Raw genomic sequence first — 17,610 nt, forward strand, 5'->3', positions numbered from 1 at the left:
TAATTTTTGAGGTAATTGTTGTGTTCCAAATCCAGAGGGTAGATTGAGGGACTCAGCTTGAGGATTTGAGATTTGAGATTTGAGATTTTAGATTGTCTTGGACGCTGAAACGGGGTTTTTTAACCGCTACTTCGTTCAAACTTTCAATCAGAGTTAAAAAACTAGGTTTCTGAGAGTCGGAGGGCGGAGTGTCTCGTGAGATTGACGGAGCGCCCCCAGTCCTTTGAGTCAAACCGATCGCGATCGCAGCAGAAGCGAGTACAATAGCTTTGTGTTTGAGGAAGAAATAAGATTAATCGCGCCAACTACCGGACTCGACAAACAATTATTTCCCGCGCCGCAGAACACAAAACATCGGTGTCAATATTTAGAAAAGCGGGTTCACAGGTGAAACGAAGGTCTTTGCTATTGGGGGCCGCCACCCTAACTTTAAGTCAATTGGCGGCAGGGTGCGACTCGAAGCCCACTCTCAAAATTCGATCGCTCAAAAACGGTATTCCGGCCCAAATTGTCAGCAAATTCAGCCGCGATTTACAACCGTCTCCGGTGTTGCAGGTAACGCAAGAAGGACAATTAAAAGAATTATTCGCTTTGTTGCAGGAGTGGAAACGGACACCCTCCGCCAAAAATCAAGCTGACTTGGTGATGTTGGGAGATTATTGGCTGACTTTGGCAATTCGGCAAAAATTGATTCAGCCGATCGATCCTGCTAAACTTGCTAATTGGTCGCAATTGCCCGAAAGATGGCAAAAACTCGTCCGGCGCAACGATGACGGCCAATTAGACGCTAAAGGTAAAGTTTGGGCTGCACCTTACCGCTGGGGAAGTACGGTAATGGCCTATCGCACCGACAAATTTAAGGCTTTGGGGTGGACTCCGACAGATTGGAGTGACTTGTGGCGAGTCGAATTGCGCGATCGAATTTCGCTACCTGATAGTGCTAGAGAAGTTATCGGTTTAACATTAAAAAAACTCGGAAAATCTTACAATACGCAGCAATTAGATCAAGTTCCCAACCTCAAAAAAGAACTCGCCAACCTGCACGCGCAAGCTAAACTTTACAGTTCCGACGCTTACCTGCAACCGTTAATTTTAGGCGATACTTGGTTGGCTGTCGGTTCATCTGGCGACGTACTGCCGCTGCTGCAAACTCAAAGCGATATTGCTGTAGTAATTCCCGCTTCTGGAACAGCACTTTGGACAGATTTGTGGGTACAACCCGCATCAGGAAAGCCAGTTTCGTTAGTTGAAAAATGGATTAATTTTTGCTTGCAGCCTCAGATTGCGCCTCAATTATCCTTGCTGGCTAAGGCTAGTTCCCCGATAATTATCGGCATGAAACCGGAGGATTTGCCGGCAGATATTCGCAGTAATCCTGTGTTGTTACCGGATGCTAAGATTCTTGCTGCTAGTGACTTTCTGCTGCCTTTCGGCGAGGCGGGGATTCAGCAATATCGATCGCTCTGGCAAGAAATTCGGCAAGTAGTTAAAACCAAAGAAACTGGTTTTTTTAGCTAATAGACCTCTTGCACTCATTCACAAATTATCTTGAAACTATCTGCGTTGCATCTGTGTTCATCTGCTTTTCATCTGCGGTTCCTGTATTAATCAAAGATTTATGCAATCTTGTCTAATCTGCGGACTACAGCGAAGAATTCTCGTCAAAAAACCCAGTTTCTGCCCCCACGGTATTACTCTAAAATCCTTTGATTTTGCCTCGAAGACCCGGATTTGAGAGAGATTCTAAATCAATTTTACAGCTTAGCCGATCGCCCTTACACGAATAAACCGCCAAAGCCGTCCCTTGACGGTTGCAAACTCGCAGATTGTAACCGTACTCGCTGGAAGCAGCGCCGAAGCGGTTGACAAACTGATAGCGCTCCATATAATCGAGCAAACTCCACAGTTGGCGGTTGACGATGACGATTACCCAAGTGTTGGTGCGATCGACAAACCAGCGATCGAGCAATTTGCCACCAAACTGTTTTTGAGCTAACCACAGACTCGGCACGCTTGGTTCGGCTTGCGAAAGCGGCGGCGGCGGCAAATTCGCAATGTTACCAGTCGGGCAGACGGGCTGCTGGGAAAACGCCGCAGATTGTCCCCACAGCAAGGCTGTGAAGCACGTAGAACTGGCAATTAGGAACAAAAATAAACTTTTTGTCAAAATGCCCTGCCTGCGGCGGTAAACTTGATTTTTGTGGCGAAATTTGTAGTAATTCAGCATATTATTTTAGATTGGAAATTTCGGATCGGTGCTTCCAGCATAGTTCTGAAGCTGCGCCATCCTCAATTTGAGAGAGCATCGGGACAATTTACCAGAAAGAATTGGTTTAAAGCCGGAACCCTTTGAGGGAGAAGTTAAAATCAGACTATTCATTACTCCAATCCTCGGACTTCTAAGTCAACTGTCAACTGTCAACTGTCAACTGTCAACTGAATGAAGGTTGTAGATCGTCCTGTCAGGTGTTCAAGTGCTCTAAAACAATCGTTTGGTTTGGATGAATTATCTTAGTTGACAACAAAAGAGAGAAAATCTGTGCGAGCATCCTCGATCCGATCGTGCAGTTGAGCTAGTTTATTTCTAGCTTTTTCCCTGCCTTTACTACCTTTTTGTTTAGGGAAAGATTGCGATTGAATTTTCTTACCAAAAACAATTATAAATCACAACAAAAGCTGATTTGTCATACCCCAAAAGTTAGAGATTTAATTGAGGTCAAAATTTGTTGTTTTTGATTGAGATATCAGTTGTAAAAAAGAATACAAATGCAGACAAACTGCAAACCGTGAGAGTCGTCAGTCAATCGATTTTAGATTTTAGATTTTAGATTTTAGATTAACCCCACGGATAAATGCGGGGGCTTGAGGATTTTAGATTTTACATTTTGGATTGATTCCACGGATCAATCCGGGGGCTTGTACCATCAATAAATTCTTGGTCAGTCATGCCAATCTAAAATCTCAAATGGTATGGGTGCAGGGATGCTCTCTTGGAAAATATCGAGTTCAGCAATAGGTGGTTGGCGATCGAAATACCGTGCCGGGCACAATTGCGATCGCACTCCGATGTTTCCCATCGTGCAAGGGTTTTGTTTTGCTCTGGGATTTATCCGTGGCGCCCGGTTCCAACTATCGACTAGATACCAATTGCACCCGACCGGCATCCATTTCATCCATTAGTAACTCTAAAGCTTCATAATCAATATCCGAGATGTACCCCAAACGGGTGAGCTCGTAGTTGATTTCGTTTTCAATGTCAGGCGTCAACTGCTTAATGTAGAGGGCTTTTTCTACAAGATGACGAATAGCATAAGTTGCTTGCATATTAGCTCGGAGAACTCCGTACAATTTAATTATCATCTGAACAGTCGATCGCGCGCGTGATCTAAATCAGAACTAACAAGTGATTTCAATTACATCGTGCAGTTTGACCCAACAGCTAGGGCAAAGTCGATCGCAATTTTGGCAATTTCTAAGACTCAACTTGGTGACCGACCAAGAAATAGTATAGTAGCTAACGTTTCCGTTCCAAATCTTACGGAAACTTTCATAAAAAACAGTAAATAAATAAAGATTCAGTAAAACTACTGAAAACAACTGGTCGGTTTCCTTGCGAGCAAGTTAGGCTCAGAGGAGTCAAGTAAGTTTAGGCTTACAACCTTCTAGCACAGTAGTTGAAAATACACAGCAACCATAGGTTTGATATATGCAGACACTTCTTGCCCAAAAAACAATTACGGTGATTCGACCCTTATACCACCTGAATGCAGCCACATCCGGAGAATTCGGAGTGCAACTAACCACAGCAATTTGTGCCCCCGAAGTTGGAGGGGTACTCGTAGATTTGGGGGAAGTAACATTTGTTGACAGTGCGGGTTTGATGGCATTGATTTCTGGCCTCAAGCAGGCGAAAAAAATGGGACGCAGGTTTAGTATTTGCTCGCTATCCCCTGGGATGAGGATGATTCTGGAACTCAGCCAACTCGATCGAGCTTTTGAGATATTTGAAAATGTCGAAAGCTTTGAAGCGGAAAACTCCTGTTTCAGTTGACAGTTGACAGTTGACAGTTGACAGTTGACAGTTGACAGTTGACAGCTTGCCCTCCGAGCGAATGGGTGATCCCAAGATTTTAGACTAAAGTTCCAGCTCGCAGATTAATCTGTGGAGTCAATCTAAAATCTAAAATCTAAAATCTAAAATCTAAAATTGACTGAGTGCGGTTGGCGTGTTGGCAGATTTTAAGGTAGGCTGCTTAAGAGTCGCAACAATTAGCGAGTCGAGCCGTGGCAGTAAAAGTCGAAGAATTACTTACAGCAGAAATTAATCAGCCTGCTCGTTATCTGGGAAACGAGTTAGGGGCTGCGCGCCAGCCTTGGGATGCAGCGTCTGTGCGCTGGGTGCTCACCTACCCAGAAGTATATGAAGTTGGTGCTTCCAATCTGGGGCACATCATCCTTTACAACATTTTGAATGCTGGGCCGAGACAGTTGTGCGATCGAGCTTATTTGCCCGCACCAGACTTGGCAGCAAAACTGCGATCGACCAAAACACCCCTGTTTGCAGTAGAATCCAGGCGATCGCTCACAGAATTTGATATTCTGGGCTTCAGCCTCAGCTACGAACTCGGAGCAACAAACATTCTGGAAATGCTGGATTTAGCCGGCATTCCCCTAACTTGGCAAGAAAGAGCGACAAATGACCAAAATGGCGGTCAAATGCCGCTGGTTTTTGCTGGCGGACAAACAGCAACCTCCAATCCCGAACCCTACGCTGACTTTTTTGACTTCATCGCTATGGGAGATGGAGAAGAATTACTGCCAGAAATTGGCTTGATTTTGGCAGAAGGCAAAGCTAATAATTTGAGCCGAGAAGCATTGCTGCTGGATTTAGCGCAAATTCCCGGCGTTTATGTCCCGCAATTCTACGATATGGCGGCAGATGGTTCTGTTCATCCCAACCGCCCGCAAGTTCCCGATCGAATTCTGCGCCGCGTGGCGACTCCCATACCAGCTTATTCGATCGGGCTAGTTCCCTATGTCCAAACAGTACACGACAGATTGACAGTGGAAATTCGCCGGGGATGCACCCGCGGCTGTCGCTTCTGTCAGCCGGGAATGCTGACTCGCCCCGCGCGCGATGTGGAACCTCAGCAAGTTGTAGAGGCGATCGAACAAGGGATGAAAGCCACTGGGCACAGCGAGTTTTCCCTGCTTTCCCTGAGTTGTTCCGACTATCTGGCACTCCCAGCAGTCGGGATGGAAATCAAAAACCGCCTCAAAGACAAAAATATCTCTCTGTCTCTACCCAGCCAGCGGGTTGACAGATTTGACGATAATATTGCTGACATTCTCGGCGGTACGCGGCAAAGCGGTTTGACTTTTGCGCCGGAAGCCGGTACGCAGCGGATGCGCGATATCGTTAACAAGGGTTTGACAAACGAAGAATTGTTGCGGGGTGTCAAAACTGCGGTCGATCGCGGTTGGGATAAAATCAAGCTGTATTTTATGATCGGTTTGCCCGGAGAAACCGATTTTGATGTGCTGGGCATCGCCGAAACAGTCCGCTGGCTGCAAAGGGAATGCAGGCTGGATGGCCGCCGGACACTGAATTTTAACTTGACAATTTCTAATTTTACGCCTAAGCCTCACACTCCTTTTCAGTGGCATTCGGTTTCTACTGCCGAGTTTTCTCGCAAGCAAAGACTCCTAAAGGGAGAATTTCGGGGGATGAGAAATCTTAAGGTGAATTATACTGATGTGCGGATTTCGGCGATGGAGGATTTTGTCGGTAGGGGCGATCGACGTTTGGGCGCTGTAGTCCGCCGCGCTTGGGAACTTGGCGCTGGTATGGATGCTTGGTGGGAAAGCTTGGATACAGCATACAAGGCTTGGACAAGGGCGATCGATGAATCGGGCCTTACCTGGAAATATCGTAAAGTCGAAAGCGGCGAGTGGAATCTGTTTGAGAAGGAAGAAGCAAGTTCGGCAGCGGATTCTGTAACGGATTTAACGGATACAAGTCAGAAGTCAGCAGTCAGTAGTCAGCAGTCAGAGGAATCAAGGAAGATTTTCCCAATTCTCCGCATCGAGGGCGGGGCCGCACCATCCACCGCCCCTACAAATTCCATGTCTCTCGATCAGGCTCTGCCTTGGGATCACCTAGACACGGGAATCGACAAAAACTGGCTAAAACTTGACTTGCAAAAGGCTTTAGAAGCAGCGACGGTTCCTGATTGTTCCTTTGAAGGGTGTTCGCGCTGTGGGGTTTGTGGCACGGATTTCGGACACAATGTGGTTGTGGATGCGCTGCCAATTCCTGAGTTTGCTGGGGAGTTTGTGCCGAATACGGAACGGAAACAGCGTTTTCGGGTTTGGTTTGGGAAGGTGGGCGATATGGCTTTGGTTGGTCATTTGGATTTGCTGCGATTGTTCGATCGAGTTGTGCGTCGAGCCGATTTACCCATTTCGTTTACCGGCGGCTTCCACCCGAATCCTCGGATTTCTCTGGCAAATGCCCTGCCTCTGGGCGTTACCAGCACTGGGGAAATTGCGGATTTTGAGCTAACTGAGCTGATGGATATTGAGATTTTTCGGGAAAAATTAGCGGCGACTTTGCCGGAAAATATTCCGATTTACAAGGTTGAGCCGATCGACCTCAAAGCTCCTTCTGCCAGTCAGTTGTTAGAAGCCGCGGAGTACGTGATTACTGTCGCAGCAACAGGCTCTTTGACGGAAAATCGCGAATTAGAGGGCGAAAATTCTGCTGCTGTCGGAGTCGCGGGAAATGCCAATTGGGAAGCTTGGGTGAGGACGATCGCCGAAAGTTCAGCTTTTTGGCGGGTGCACACTACTAAGTCGGGAAAGACTCAGGATGTGAATTTGCGCGATCGGCTGCAAAAACTCGAACTTGTGGAGCAGCAACCAGAAAGCACCGCCTCTGCTATCGGCGGTAAATCTGAAAGTATAGCCGTCTTGCGCTATACCGGCAGTTGTCGCAGCGATGGCAACTTGCTGAAGCCAGAACATATTGTGTTTATGCTCGAACAAGTCAGCCAGCAGGAAATTCAGCTTCTGCAAGTTCAGCGCAGTCAGCTAATCCTGGGTTATGGTTAGAATAGGGAAGCCGTAGGGGAATATTTCACCTCCGGCTCTCGATCGGGGTCGTTCCACGCTATAATTGCTTGTTATGGAAGCCCCGGCGGCTCGAGCGCTTTAGTCGCTCGCCGCCGTCGTCAACCAGCAACGCGGGCTGGGTGCAAATTGCTTCTGTTCAAGACTTCAAGCCTTTTTGTAGATTCACAGGCTAAATCTAGCGCCAAACCCGCAGGAGCGGGCTATGAACCAAGTTGAGGGATTAATTTCGAGCGATCGACTGGTTGTCGATCGTCGGCTTACTCAAAAATCTCACGGTTCAAGCAGCAGAGCGGGCATTCAACAATAGATCTTTTTGACAAGGTTTTAGGGTTGGCAAGGGCGGAGGTTGCAGTCGAATGCCAAGAGTAGAGTCTGTTGAGTGCGATCGCGCTTGAATTCAACAAAAGTCTAGGCGCTTTCACTCCTACTAACTTTCGCTCAAAACCAGCCCTCAACCACCACGCAAGCGGAGTTATCAGTTGGTAGTGTTCAGTTGTGTGTTAAGAAATTGGTACGGTGTCACTGAATTTATGCGCTGAGTTCAACGGAAGAGTTGCAAATATTGAATATTGAGTATTGAGGAAAGCAATTCTCAAATCAAAACTCAAGATTGCTAACTCGATAAAAACCTCCTTATTTCTATCTCTCAGATTTATCTGCTGAGCATAACTCATAACTCTCGTTCGGGCGGGTTTAACTAATTTATCTGTAACAGTTAACAGTTAAATTTCCTGACAGCACCAACTCACAGCTAATAACTCTTCCTGCTACTACTAATTACAGTTAAAGTCAGAGGCACTGAGAGCGCGTAAGTGTCTCTAACTTGCTGCCAGTTTTTTGAGGAAATTGAATGACAAAGCAGATAGTTATAGCAGAGCAGCATCGCATTGCTGCCGTCTTTTCAGAAGATCAAATTCAAGAACTCGTGGTAGCCACAGGCAGCCATCAAGTCAGCGACATTTACCTAGGAATTGTCGAGAATGTACTCCCCGGGATAGATGCGGCCTTCGTCAATATTGGCGACCCTGAACGGAACGGGTTCATGCACGTCACAGACCTTGGCCCGCTGCGGCTCAAGCGATCGGCAGGAGCAATTACAGAACTCCTCACCCCCCAGCAAAAAGTGCTGGTACAGGTGATGAAAGAACCGACGGGCAGCAAAGGCCCCCGGCTGACAGGCAATATCACTCTGCCGGGCCGCTATTTGGTACTGATGCCCTATGGCAGAGGAGTCAATCTGTCGCGGCGGATCAAGTCGGAAGCCGAGCGCAACCGCCTCAGAGCCCTGGCTATTTTGGTGAAACCGGCCGGCATGGGGCTGCTGGTGCGTACCGAAGCCGAAGGCATGACTGAAGAAGCGGTCATGGAAGATTTGGAAGTGCTGCAAAAACAATGGGAAGCCGTTCAACTCGAAGGCGGTACCTCGCGAGCGCCAGCACTGCTCAACCGCGACGACGATTTTATCCAGCGGGTGCTGCGCGATATGTTCAGCGGTGACGTGAACCGGATTGTGGTGGACTCGCAAAATGGCATCAAGCGGGTGAAACAGCAGTTGATGAGCTGGAACGGCGGTAAACTTCCTGCGGGAGTTTTGATCGACCACCACCGAGAGCGCGCCTCGATTTTAGAGTTTTTCCGCGTTAATGCTGCGATTCGAGAAGCCCTCAGACCAAGGGTAGATCTGCCTTCTGGCGGTTATATAATTATTGAGCCGACAGAAGCCCTGACTGTGATTGATGTCAACTCAGGCTCGTTTACTCGATCGGCCACAGCTCGCGAAACTGTACTCTGGACAAATTGCGAAGCAGCCACCGAAATTGCCAGACAACTGCGGTTACGCAATATTGCCGGGGTGATTATTGTTGACTTTATCGACATGGAATCCCGCCGCGATCAGTTGCAGGTGCTGGAACATTTCAATAAAGCTCTCAAAGCTGACAAATCTAGGCCGCAAATCGCTCAACTCTCGGAATTGGGACTGGTAGAACTCACCCGCAAACGCCAAGGTCAAAATATTTACGAGTTATTCGGCCACACTTGCCCTACTTGCAATGGATTGGGCCATCTCGTGCAACTCCCCGGCGAAGATGACATGGCCCCAGCGGTGCGGGAATCGGCCGATCGCACTGTTGCTACCTCCAACCGGGTAATGTTGAACTTGCCAGAAGGATTGGAACGCCGCAGCTTGGCGCCTGTAGCTGCTGCAACTCCTGCACCCGTAAGAGAAGAACGTTCCCCCGAACCTGCTCGGGCTGCTTGGGAACCGAGCAGCGAAAGTTTGGATTTTGTTGAGATCGGCGGCAACGCCTCGGCTTTAGACTTGCTCAACCATCCCAGCTATCAGGATTTGGGCAACGGAACTAGACGGCGCCGCCGCCGCCGGATTGGAGAAGAGACTTTTGCCCTCCCGGTGGTGGAAGAGGAACCGGTACGCAGCAAGTTGCGGCTGCCGAATACTTCGATCGCCCCCGTCGCGGAAACGCGCTCTGAGTACCAGGCACCTCCCGGCATCCGCGCAGCTTCCGAGGGCTTCGGGCTGGTGAATATGGCGACAGTTGGCCGGCGCGAGGATTTCGATCGCGTGCGCCCAACTAAGTCTGAGTTGCTGAAGCCGATGGTGGAGCCTCCAGAGGTGATTGCGGTGGAAATGACTGCCGAGGAGCAGGATGTTTACGCTTTGATGGGGGTTTCTCCTTTGGTGCTTACGGATCGCGGCCTGAAAAATCCTAAGAATGCGATCGTTTCGGTGACTCTTCCGGGAGCAGCCCCAAACAAGCCGCCTTTCGAGCAACTCGAATTTGAATTTGAACCGCCGGCGACAGCCGAAAATGTTGAGGAACATGATTATCCAGAAAGCTTGGTAGCTGAGCCTGCATTTTTAGAGGACGATGAGGCCCAAATTTACGGCGAGAGTTCGATCAACGAAACTGATGATTTTGCTCGCCCGGATGAAACCAGCGATGATGTGATGGGCTTCTCTTATGAGCCAGAGGAATCCAGCGAATTCGATGAGCCGATCGAATTCGATGAGCCGATCGAATTCGATGAGCCGATCGAATTCGATGAGCCGATCGAATTCCATGAGCCGATCGAATCCCATGAGGCGATCGAATCGAGCGAGCCGGAGGAGCCTGCTATCAACCGCCGCCGCCGCCGTCGCTCGTCTGCTGTTTTGGATGAGTGACATGAAGTCCGAGGGAAGGAAGAAGGAAGAAGGAAGAGGGAAGAAGGAAGAAGTAGAAATTTTTACTCTCTTTCCATCTTTCCATCTTCCCCTTTCTCCCTCGGGGGCGGGCACGCACCATCCACCGCCCCTACAATCTCCCTCTCTCCCTCAGATAATTGCAGGTGTTGACGAAGTAGGAAGGGGAGCTTTGTTCGGGCCGGTGGTGGCTGCGGCCTGCATTTTGCCCGACCAAGTTCTCGATGAATTAGTAAGTTGTGGGGTGCGCGACAGCAAGCAGTTGAGTGCCGCAGCCCGGAGTCGGTTAGCCGTGAAAATCCGGGCTGTGGCGGTTGACTGTCAAATTGGTGCGGCTTCAGTGCGGGAGATCGATCGCCTGAATATTTTGCAGGCTTCTTTGTTGGCCATGAAACGGGCGATTTTGAAGTTGAATGTCACGCCGGATTTGTGTTTGGTTGACGGGAATCAAAGAATACCCAATTTGTCGATCGACCAAGAGACGATGATTAAGGGTGATTCGCGATCGATTCAGATTGCCGCTGCTAGCATTGTCGCCAAAGTTTGGCGCGATGAATTAATCCTGCGGATGGCTGTCAAGTATCCTGAATATGACTTGACAAACAACAAAGGATATGGTACAAAAAAACATAAATTAGCTTTAGAACGCTGCGGTGTGTCTGTCTTTCACCGAACATCCTTTAGTCCCTGCCGAGAATCTTAAAATTCACAAGTCGTAGGGTGCGTCGCCATCAAAAATTCCCAAAGAAATATCGACAATCTTATAGCGACGCACCTGACAAACAGGGTTGAGTCTATAGTAGACCTCTTGCAAAATTCATTTTAATCAAATTTTGTAACAGGCAAGATGCCTGTTCCACAAGAAAAAATGTTTTTTGTGGAACGGGCCGAAGAGCCCGTCCTAGTTATTTTTGCAAGAGGTCTAGTAGTAGCGTGCGTCAGGTTAGAATGTTTTGACTACCGACTCAAAAAACACCCCCTGACGCACCCTACGGTTAGTTACTAAAATCTAAAATCTAAAATCTAAAATCCCATGACAGACACTTCACTAACAATTCCTGGGTATCGCATCCTCGATCGCATTTACAACGGCACCAGAACCCAAGTTTACCTAGCCGTTTCCCAATCAGACCAAAAACCAGTCGCCATCAAAATCCTGTTGAGCGAATATCCCACTTTCAACGAACTCGTACAGTTTCGCAATCAGTACACAATCACCAAAAATCTTGACCTGACAGGCATAGTCAAACCCCTGGCACTCTCAAACTACCGCAACGGTTTTGCTTTAGTCATGGAAGATTTTGGCGGCATCTCTCTTTCCGAATATACCGCCCTTCACCAACTAAGCACCGACGATTTTTTACCAATAGCTATTCAAATAGTCCAAGTATTAGAAGGACTCTATCGCAATCGAATTATTCACAAAGATATCAAACCCCAGAATATTCTAATTAATCCCAACACCAAAGAAGTCAAAATCATCGACTTCAGTATTTCTTCCCTTCTACCCAGACAAAACCAAGAAATTATCAGCCCTAACGTTCTGGAAGGCACACTACTTTATATGTCTCCCGAGCAAACCGGGAGAATGAATCGAGGTATCGACTACCGCACCGATTTCTACTCGCTGGGAGTCACATTTTACGAACTGCTAACAGGACAATTGCCCTTCAAATCTACCGATGCGATGGAGTTAGTACACGGACATCTTGCCAAAACTCCAACTCCCCCTATCGAACTCGTCCCAACCATCCCGGCAATTCTGAGTGACATCATAATAAAATTGATGGCAAAAACTCCCGAATCGCGCTATCAAAATGCTTTCGGACTCAGGTACGACTTGGAAACCTGTTGGAAACAGTGGCAAGAAACAGGCAAGATTAACCAGTTTACCTTGGCCAGTAGAGATATTTGCGATCGCTTCGCCATACCCGAAAAACTCTACGGCAGAGAAACAGAAGTTAACACATTATTAGCAGCATTCGATCGCATCAGCACTCCCCTCGATGGGCAAGGGGGAGTCGAAATCATGCTAGTCGCCGGCTTTTCCGGCATCGGCAAAACCGCCGCAGTCAACGAAGTACACAAACCAATTGTCGGAGCGCGCGGTTACTTCATCAAAGGGAAATTCGACCAATTCAATCGCGATATTCCCTTTTCAGCTTGGGTGCAATCCTTCCAAAATTTGATGCAGCAACTCTTCGCAGAAAGTAAGGCTGAAATACAAAAATGGCAAGCTAAGATTTTAGAAGCATTGGGTGAAAATGCCCAGGTAATTATCGATGTCATCCCAGAATTAGAACACCTAATTGGCAAACAGCCAGAAGTACCCGAACTCGAAGGAAGTGCCGCTCAAAATCGGTTTAATTTACTCTTGGGTAAATTTATCCGAGTTTTCGCCACAAAACAGCATCCTTTAGTGGTTTTTTTGGATGATTTACAGTGGGCAGATTCTGCTTCGCTGAAACTAATGCAGTTGTTGCTGGGCGACACAGATACCCGCTATCTGTTGTTAATCGGGGCCTATCGGGATAACGAAGTTTTTCCCGCCCATCCACTGATGCTGACATTGGATGAAATTCGGAAAGATGCGGCAACAGTCAATCAAATTACTTTAGCACCCCTAGATCAACATTCCCTAAATCGCCTGATTGCAGATACCCTGAGTTGTCCGTTAAAAAGAGCAGTTCCTTTAACAGAACTGGTGCTTAAAAAAACCCAAGGCAATCCTTTCTTTGCAACTCAATTTCTCAAATCCCTTCACAGCGATGAGTTAATTACCTTTGATTTTGACCGCAACTATTGGCAGTGCGACATTGCCCAAGTCAAGGCGCTAGCTTTGACCGATGATGTCGTAGAATTTATGGCGATTCAGTTGCAAAAGTTGCCTATAAATACTCAAGAAGTTTTGAAATTAGCTGCTTGTATTGGCAACCAATTTGACTTATCAACTCTGGCTATTGTCAACGAAAAATCTCAAGTAGAAACGGCGATTGACTTGTGGATAGCATTGCAAGAAGGGTTAATTATTCCCATCACAGAAGTTTACAAGTTCTTTCAGGACTCAGAATCCGTTGAAGTTACACAAACGTCTGAGTTATCGGTTCCCTACAAATTTTTGCATGACAGAGTGCAGCAAGCAGCATATTTTCTGATTCCCAAAGAGCAGAAACAGTCAACTCATCTCAAAATTGGGCAACTGCTGTTAAGCAATACGCCTGAAGCAGAAAAAGAAGATAAAATTTTTGATATTGTCAACCAGTTAAATATTGGAGTCGATTTAATTGACTGTCAGACTCAGCGAGATGAACTAGCTCAATTAAACTTAATGGCCGGAAGTAAAGCTAAAACTTCAACAGCCTATATAGCCTCCCTAAATTATTTGAATTTAGGTAGAAAACTTCTGGCAAAAGATAGCTGGGAAACCAGTTATGACTTAACACTACTTTTGTATGTAGAAGCGACTGAAGCAGCGTACCTCAACGCCGACTTTGAACAGATGGAGCAATTAGCTTCAATTGTGCTGCAACAGGCAAAAAATATTTTAGATCAAGTCAAAGTATATGAAGTTAAAATTTCCGCCTCCATAGCAGAAACTAAACAACTAGAAGCTATTAAAATTGGTTTGCAAGTGTTGCCTCTACTCGGAGTCAACTTGCCGCATCACCCAACTCATCAGGAAATTGAACAAACAGTAAAAGCCACAGCCGAGGCTTTAGCAGGAAAGAGCAATGAGGAACTAATGAACCTGCCTCCGATGACAGATGGGTATAAATTAGCAGCCCTGCGAATTATATGCAGTCTGACTCCGGCGACGGCTCAATCTGCACCATTTTTAACTCCGCACCTGGGGTGTGCAGAAGTCAATTTGTTGCTCCAATATGGCCATTCACTTTTCTCACCTTATGCTTTTGCTGATTATGCGATCAATCTCAATATAGTAGTCGAAGACTTTGAAGCATCTTATCGTTATGGCTGTTTTGCTGTCAATTTAGTTGAGCACTTAAATGCTAAAAAAATCAAGAGTGCTGTGTTATTTAAAGTGGCAGCATTTTCAGTTCATGGTCAACAGCATCTGCGGTTAACTCAGCCAATTTTTGCAGCAGGTTATCAAAGTGGTTTGGAAAATGGAGATTTAGCGCACGCCAGCTATTGTGCTATGGAAAAATGTCACTATGCCTATTTTGCCGGACAGGAACTATCAGCACTTGAAAAGGAGATGGCTAACTACAGTTATGTAATTGCCCAAAAACGGCAAATAACTCCTTTGAATTGGCTGAAAATATTTTGGCAAACAGCGATTAATTTATTGGAGAAAACAGAAAATCCGCTGCTTTTAATAGGTGAAGCATATAACGAAGCACAAATGCTGCCAGTTCTAGAAAAAGCCAACGATAGAGTTTCACTGAACTCGCTCTATCTGCATAAAATGATTCTTTGTTATTTATTCGATCGCAGCGATATCGGATTAGAAAATGCCGTAAAAAGTGAAGAGTTTCTCGATGGCTGCCTGGGTTTAATGAATGTTCCTATCTTCTATTATTACGATTCTTTAGTGCGACTTTCTGTTGCTAATTTTTCACCAGAACTCGGGCTGCTGAAGGTGGAAACTAACCAAGCAAAGCTGCTGAAATGGGCACAGTCTGCTCCGATGAATTTTCAACACAAGTATGACTTGGTAGAAGCTGAAAAAGCGCGAGTTTTGGGCAACACTATCGAAGCGATGAATTTGTACGATTGTTCCATAAAGGGAGCCAAAGAAAATGAGTACATCAACGAAGAAGCCCTAGCCCACGAACTCGCCGCTAAATTCTATCTCACATGGGGCAAAGAAAAAATTGCCCAAGTCTATTTAACCGATGCTTACTATGCTTACGCACGCTGGGGTGCCAAGGCAAAAGTTGAGGATTTAGAAAAACGCTATCCGCAATTACTCGCCCCGATTCTCAACCAAAAAACCAGCTTGCAGACAGGCGGAACACTTTCGCAGATGACTGATGTCACCCTCTCAATGACTAGCAGTTTGGAAAGCTCGGGATTTCTCGACTTGGCAACAGTTATTAAAGGATCTCAAGCTCTTTCAGGGGAGATTCAGCTTGACAAACTGCTCTCAACTTTGATGCAAACGGCAATTGAAAATGCTGGAGCTTCCAAAGGCGCTCTGATTTTGTACCGAGGAGGTAACTTAGTAGTTGAAGCTCTGGGAACTAGCGACTCTTCAGAAACAATATTCCTGCAATCCATTGCCCTGGAAACCAGCGTCAGAGTTCCCATAAATCTGATTAACTACGTAGCCAGAACTCAAGAATTTTTGCTCTACAACAATGTACCTAAAGAAAGCCAAAATATCCACGATCCTTATATCATTGAGCGACAGCCGAAGTCTGTTTTGTGCCTGCCTATCCAACACCAAGGCAAAATAATCGCCATTTTGTATCTCGAAAACAATCTGACAACAAATGCCTTTACTCCCGACAGATTAGCAGTATTAAAAATCTTGTCGTCTCAAGCAGCCATCTCCATAGAAAATGCCCAACTATATGCCAACTTAGAAGCCAAAGTCGAAGAACGCACCGAAAAACTTCAGCAGTCAGAAACTCGTTTTCGACAACTTTATGAGCAATCTGCTGATGCTATTCTGCTGTTAGATAACGGCGCTTTTATCGACTGCAACCCCGCCACGGTCAAAATGATGCGTTGCACTGACAAACAACAGCTTCTTTCCCTGCATCCGGCTCAACTTTCCCCGGAGATTCAACCTGACGGTAGAGACTCTTTTGAGAAAGCGAAGGAAATCACAGCCATAGCTTTCTTGCGAGGTAGTCATCGGTTTGAATGGATGCACCGCCGCATGGATGGAGAAGACTTTTGGGTGGAAGTATTGCTGACAGTGATTCCTGTAGATGGTAAGCAAGTTTTGCATACGGTTTGGCGAGAAATTGGCGATCGCAAACAAGCTGAATCAGCTCTGCACCAGAAAAATCAGGAACTAAGCGATACTCTGCAACAACTCGAAGCCACCCAAGAAGGATTGATTCAATCAGAAAAAATGGCAGCTTTAGGACAACTGGTTGCCGGAGTTGCTCACGAAGTTAATACACCCTTGGGCGCAATTCGCTCCTCGGCGGGAAATGTTTCTAAGTTCTTGAATCAAACCCTAGAACAGTTGCCGGCACTGTTTCAATCTCTCTCCCCAGAAGAAGCAGATAATTTCTTAAAATTACTCCAGCGTTCCCTGCAACAAGCAGCCAGCTTATCAACAAAAGAAGAACGCAAATTGAAAAGAGCTTTGAGAAGCCAACTGGAAGAATTAGGAATAGCCGATGCAGATATCGCAGCCGATCGCCTAGTGATGATGGGAGTGTATCAGGAAATTGACAGCTTTGTGCCGCTGCTGCAAAAACCCGATAGCTGGCAAGTCCTAGAAATGGCCTACAAACTTTCTGAACTAAAAAGAGGCATCGCCACGATCGACACAGCCACTGACAGAGCGTCAAAAGTCGTGTTTGCCTTAAAAACCTATGCCCGTTACGAACAGTCGGGGGAAAAGACAACAGCCAGCATTACAGAAGGCATTGAAACAATCTTAACTCTCTATCAAAATCAACTCAAACAGGGAGTTGAAGTAGTGAGAAACTATGCCGAAATCCCGCCGATACTTTGCTATCCAGATGAACTCAATCAAGTCTGGACAAATCTGGTTCACAATGCTTTGCAAGCCATGGATTACCGCGGCACTCTTACAATTGATTTGGCGGAGCAAGACGGGCAGGCTAAGATTAGTGTGACGGATAGCGGTAAGGGGATACCAGAAGAGATAAGAGCGAAAATATTTGAGCCGTTTTTTACTACTAAGCCGCCAGGAGAAGGTAGCGGATTGGGGCTAGATATTGTGAAGAAAATTGTGCAAAAACATCAGGGGAAAATTGAAGTCGAATCGATTCCCGGTCAAACTACATTTCATGTTTTTCTGCCCATGGGCGGTGTCTGAGCTGATGAGGGCGATCGCATCGCAGAATTATAGCGCCAGGGATCATCGCGATAGTCCCGATCGCACTACACTCCAAAGTATATTATTCCAACAAGGGAAACAATATTAGTCGATATTTTTACTGAATAAGCCGGATTTAGGCGGAAACTAGCGATCGAGCCGGAATACTTGCACTATGTGGATTATACTTGGCTAAGGCTCTGCGTAAACCCTTGTTGAATCAAAGTTGTGGGAGGCTCGATCGATCTAACTTGCTTGATCTTAAAAGGCGATCGGGCCCACT

General features: G+C 46.5%; 10 protein-coding genes. 6 read left to right on the forward strand and 4 right to left on the reverse strand.

Annotated features, from left to right (window positions below; translation table 11 throughout):
* Positions 1-387: 387 nt before the first annotated feature.
* Positions 388-1,518 (forward strand): extracellular solute-binding protein, encoded by a 1,131-nt coding sequence (locus QUB68_RS05950; protein WP_332990313.1) that lies wholly within the window; start codon positions 388-390, stop codon positions 1,516-1,518.
* 178 nt (positions 1,519-1,696) lie between these two features.
* On the opposite strand, the gene QUB68_RS05955 is transcribed toward QUB68_RS05950, so the two are convergent.
* The 4 genes from QUB68_RS05955 to QUB68_RS05970 all read right to left on the reverse strand — a co-directional run bounded on the left by QUB68_RS05955 (position 1,697) and on the right by QUB68_RS05970 (position 3,324).
* Positions 1,697-2,227 carry a hypothetical protein gene (locus QUB68_RS05955; protein WP_332990315.1) on the reverse strand — a complete coding sequence of 177 codons (531 nt, stop codon included), beginning with the start codon at positions 2,225-2,227 and terminating at the stop codon, positions 1,697-1,699.
* A gap of 6 nt (positions 2,228-2,233) precedes the next feature.
* Complete coding sequence (locus QUB68_RS05960; protein WP_332990316.1) at positions 2,234-2,380, reverse strand: hypothetical protein; 147 nt, start codon at positions 2,378-2,380, stop codon at positions 2,234-2,236.
* 559 nt (positions 2,381-2,939) lie between these two features.
* Entirely contained in the window at positions 2,940-3,077 is a 138-nt protein-coding gene (locus tag QUB68_RS05965; protein WP_332990317.1) for a hypothetical protein, read from the reverse strand.
* 52 nt (positions 3,078-3,129) lie between these two features.
* Positions 3,130-3,324: a hypothetical protein gene (locus tag QUB68_RS05970; RefSeq protein ID WP_193975465.1), complete on the reverse strand. Its 195-nt coding sequence runs from the start codon at positions 3,322-3,324 to the stop codon at positions 3,130-3,132.
* 382 nt (positions 3,325-3,706) lie between these two features.
* Between QUB68_RS05970 and QUB68_RS05975 the strand changes: the two genes are divergently transcribed.
* From QUB68_RS05975 to QUB68_RS05995, 5 genes are all read left to right on the forward strand, one after another.
* The gene (locus tag QUB68_RS05975; protein ID WP_332990318.1) at positions 3,707-4,051 is read left to right on the forward strand and encodes an STAS domain-containing protein; all 345 of its coding nucleotides are present in this window, start codon (positions 3,707-3,709) and stop codon (positions 4,049-4,051) included.
* 233 nt (positions 4,052-4,284) lie between these two features.
* Positions 4,285-7,113, forward strand: a complete 2,829-nt coding sequence (locus QUB68_RS05980; protein WP_332990321.1) for a TIGR03960 family B12-binding radical SAM protein — start codon at positions 4,285-4,287, stop codon at positions 7,111-7,113.
* A gap of 871 nt (positions 7,114-7,984) precedes the next feature.
* Positions 7,985-10,318 (forward strand): Rne/Rng family ribonuclease, encoded by a 2,334-nt coding sequence (locus QUB68_RS05985; protein ID WP_332990324.1) that lies wholly within the window; start codon positions 7,985-7,987, stop codon positions 10,316-10,318.
* A gap of 1 nt (position 10,319) precedes the next feature.
* Entirely contained in the window at positions 10,320-11,039 is a 720-nt protein-coding gene (locus QUB68_RS05990; RefSeq protein WP_332991141.1) for a ribonuclease HII, read from the forward strand.
* Between the two features lie 330 nt (positions 11,040-11,369).
* Positions 11,370-17,327 (forward strand): trifunctional serine/threonine-protein kinase/ATP-binding protein/sensor histidine kinase, encoded by a 5,958-nt coding sequence (locus QUB68_RS05995; protein ID WP_332990326.1) that lies wholly within the window; start codon positions 11,370-11,372, stop codon positions 17,325-17,327.
* Positions 17,328-17,610 lie beyond the last annotated feature (283 nt).

It is taken from the genome of Microcoleus sp. A006_D1 (genome assembly GCF_036702805.1).
GTDB lineage: Bacteria > Cyanobacteriota > Cyanobacteriia > Cyanobacteriales > Microcoleaceae > Microcoleus.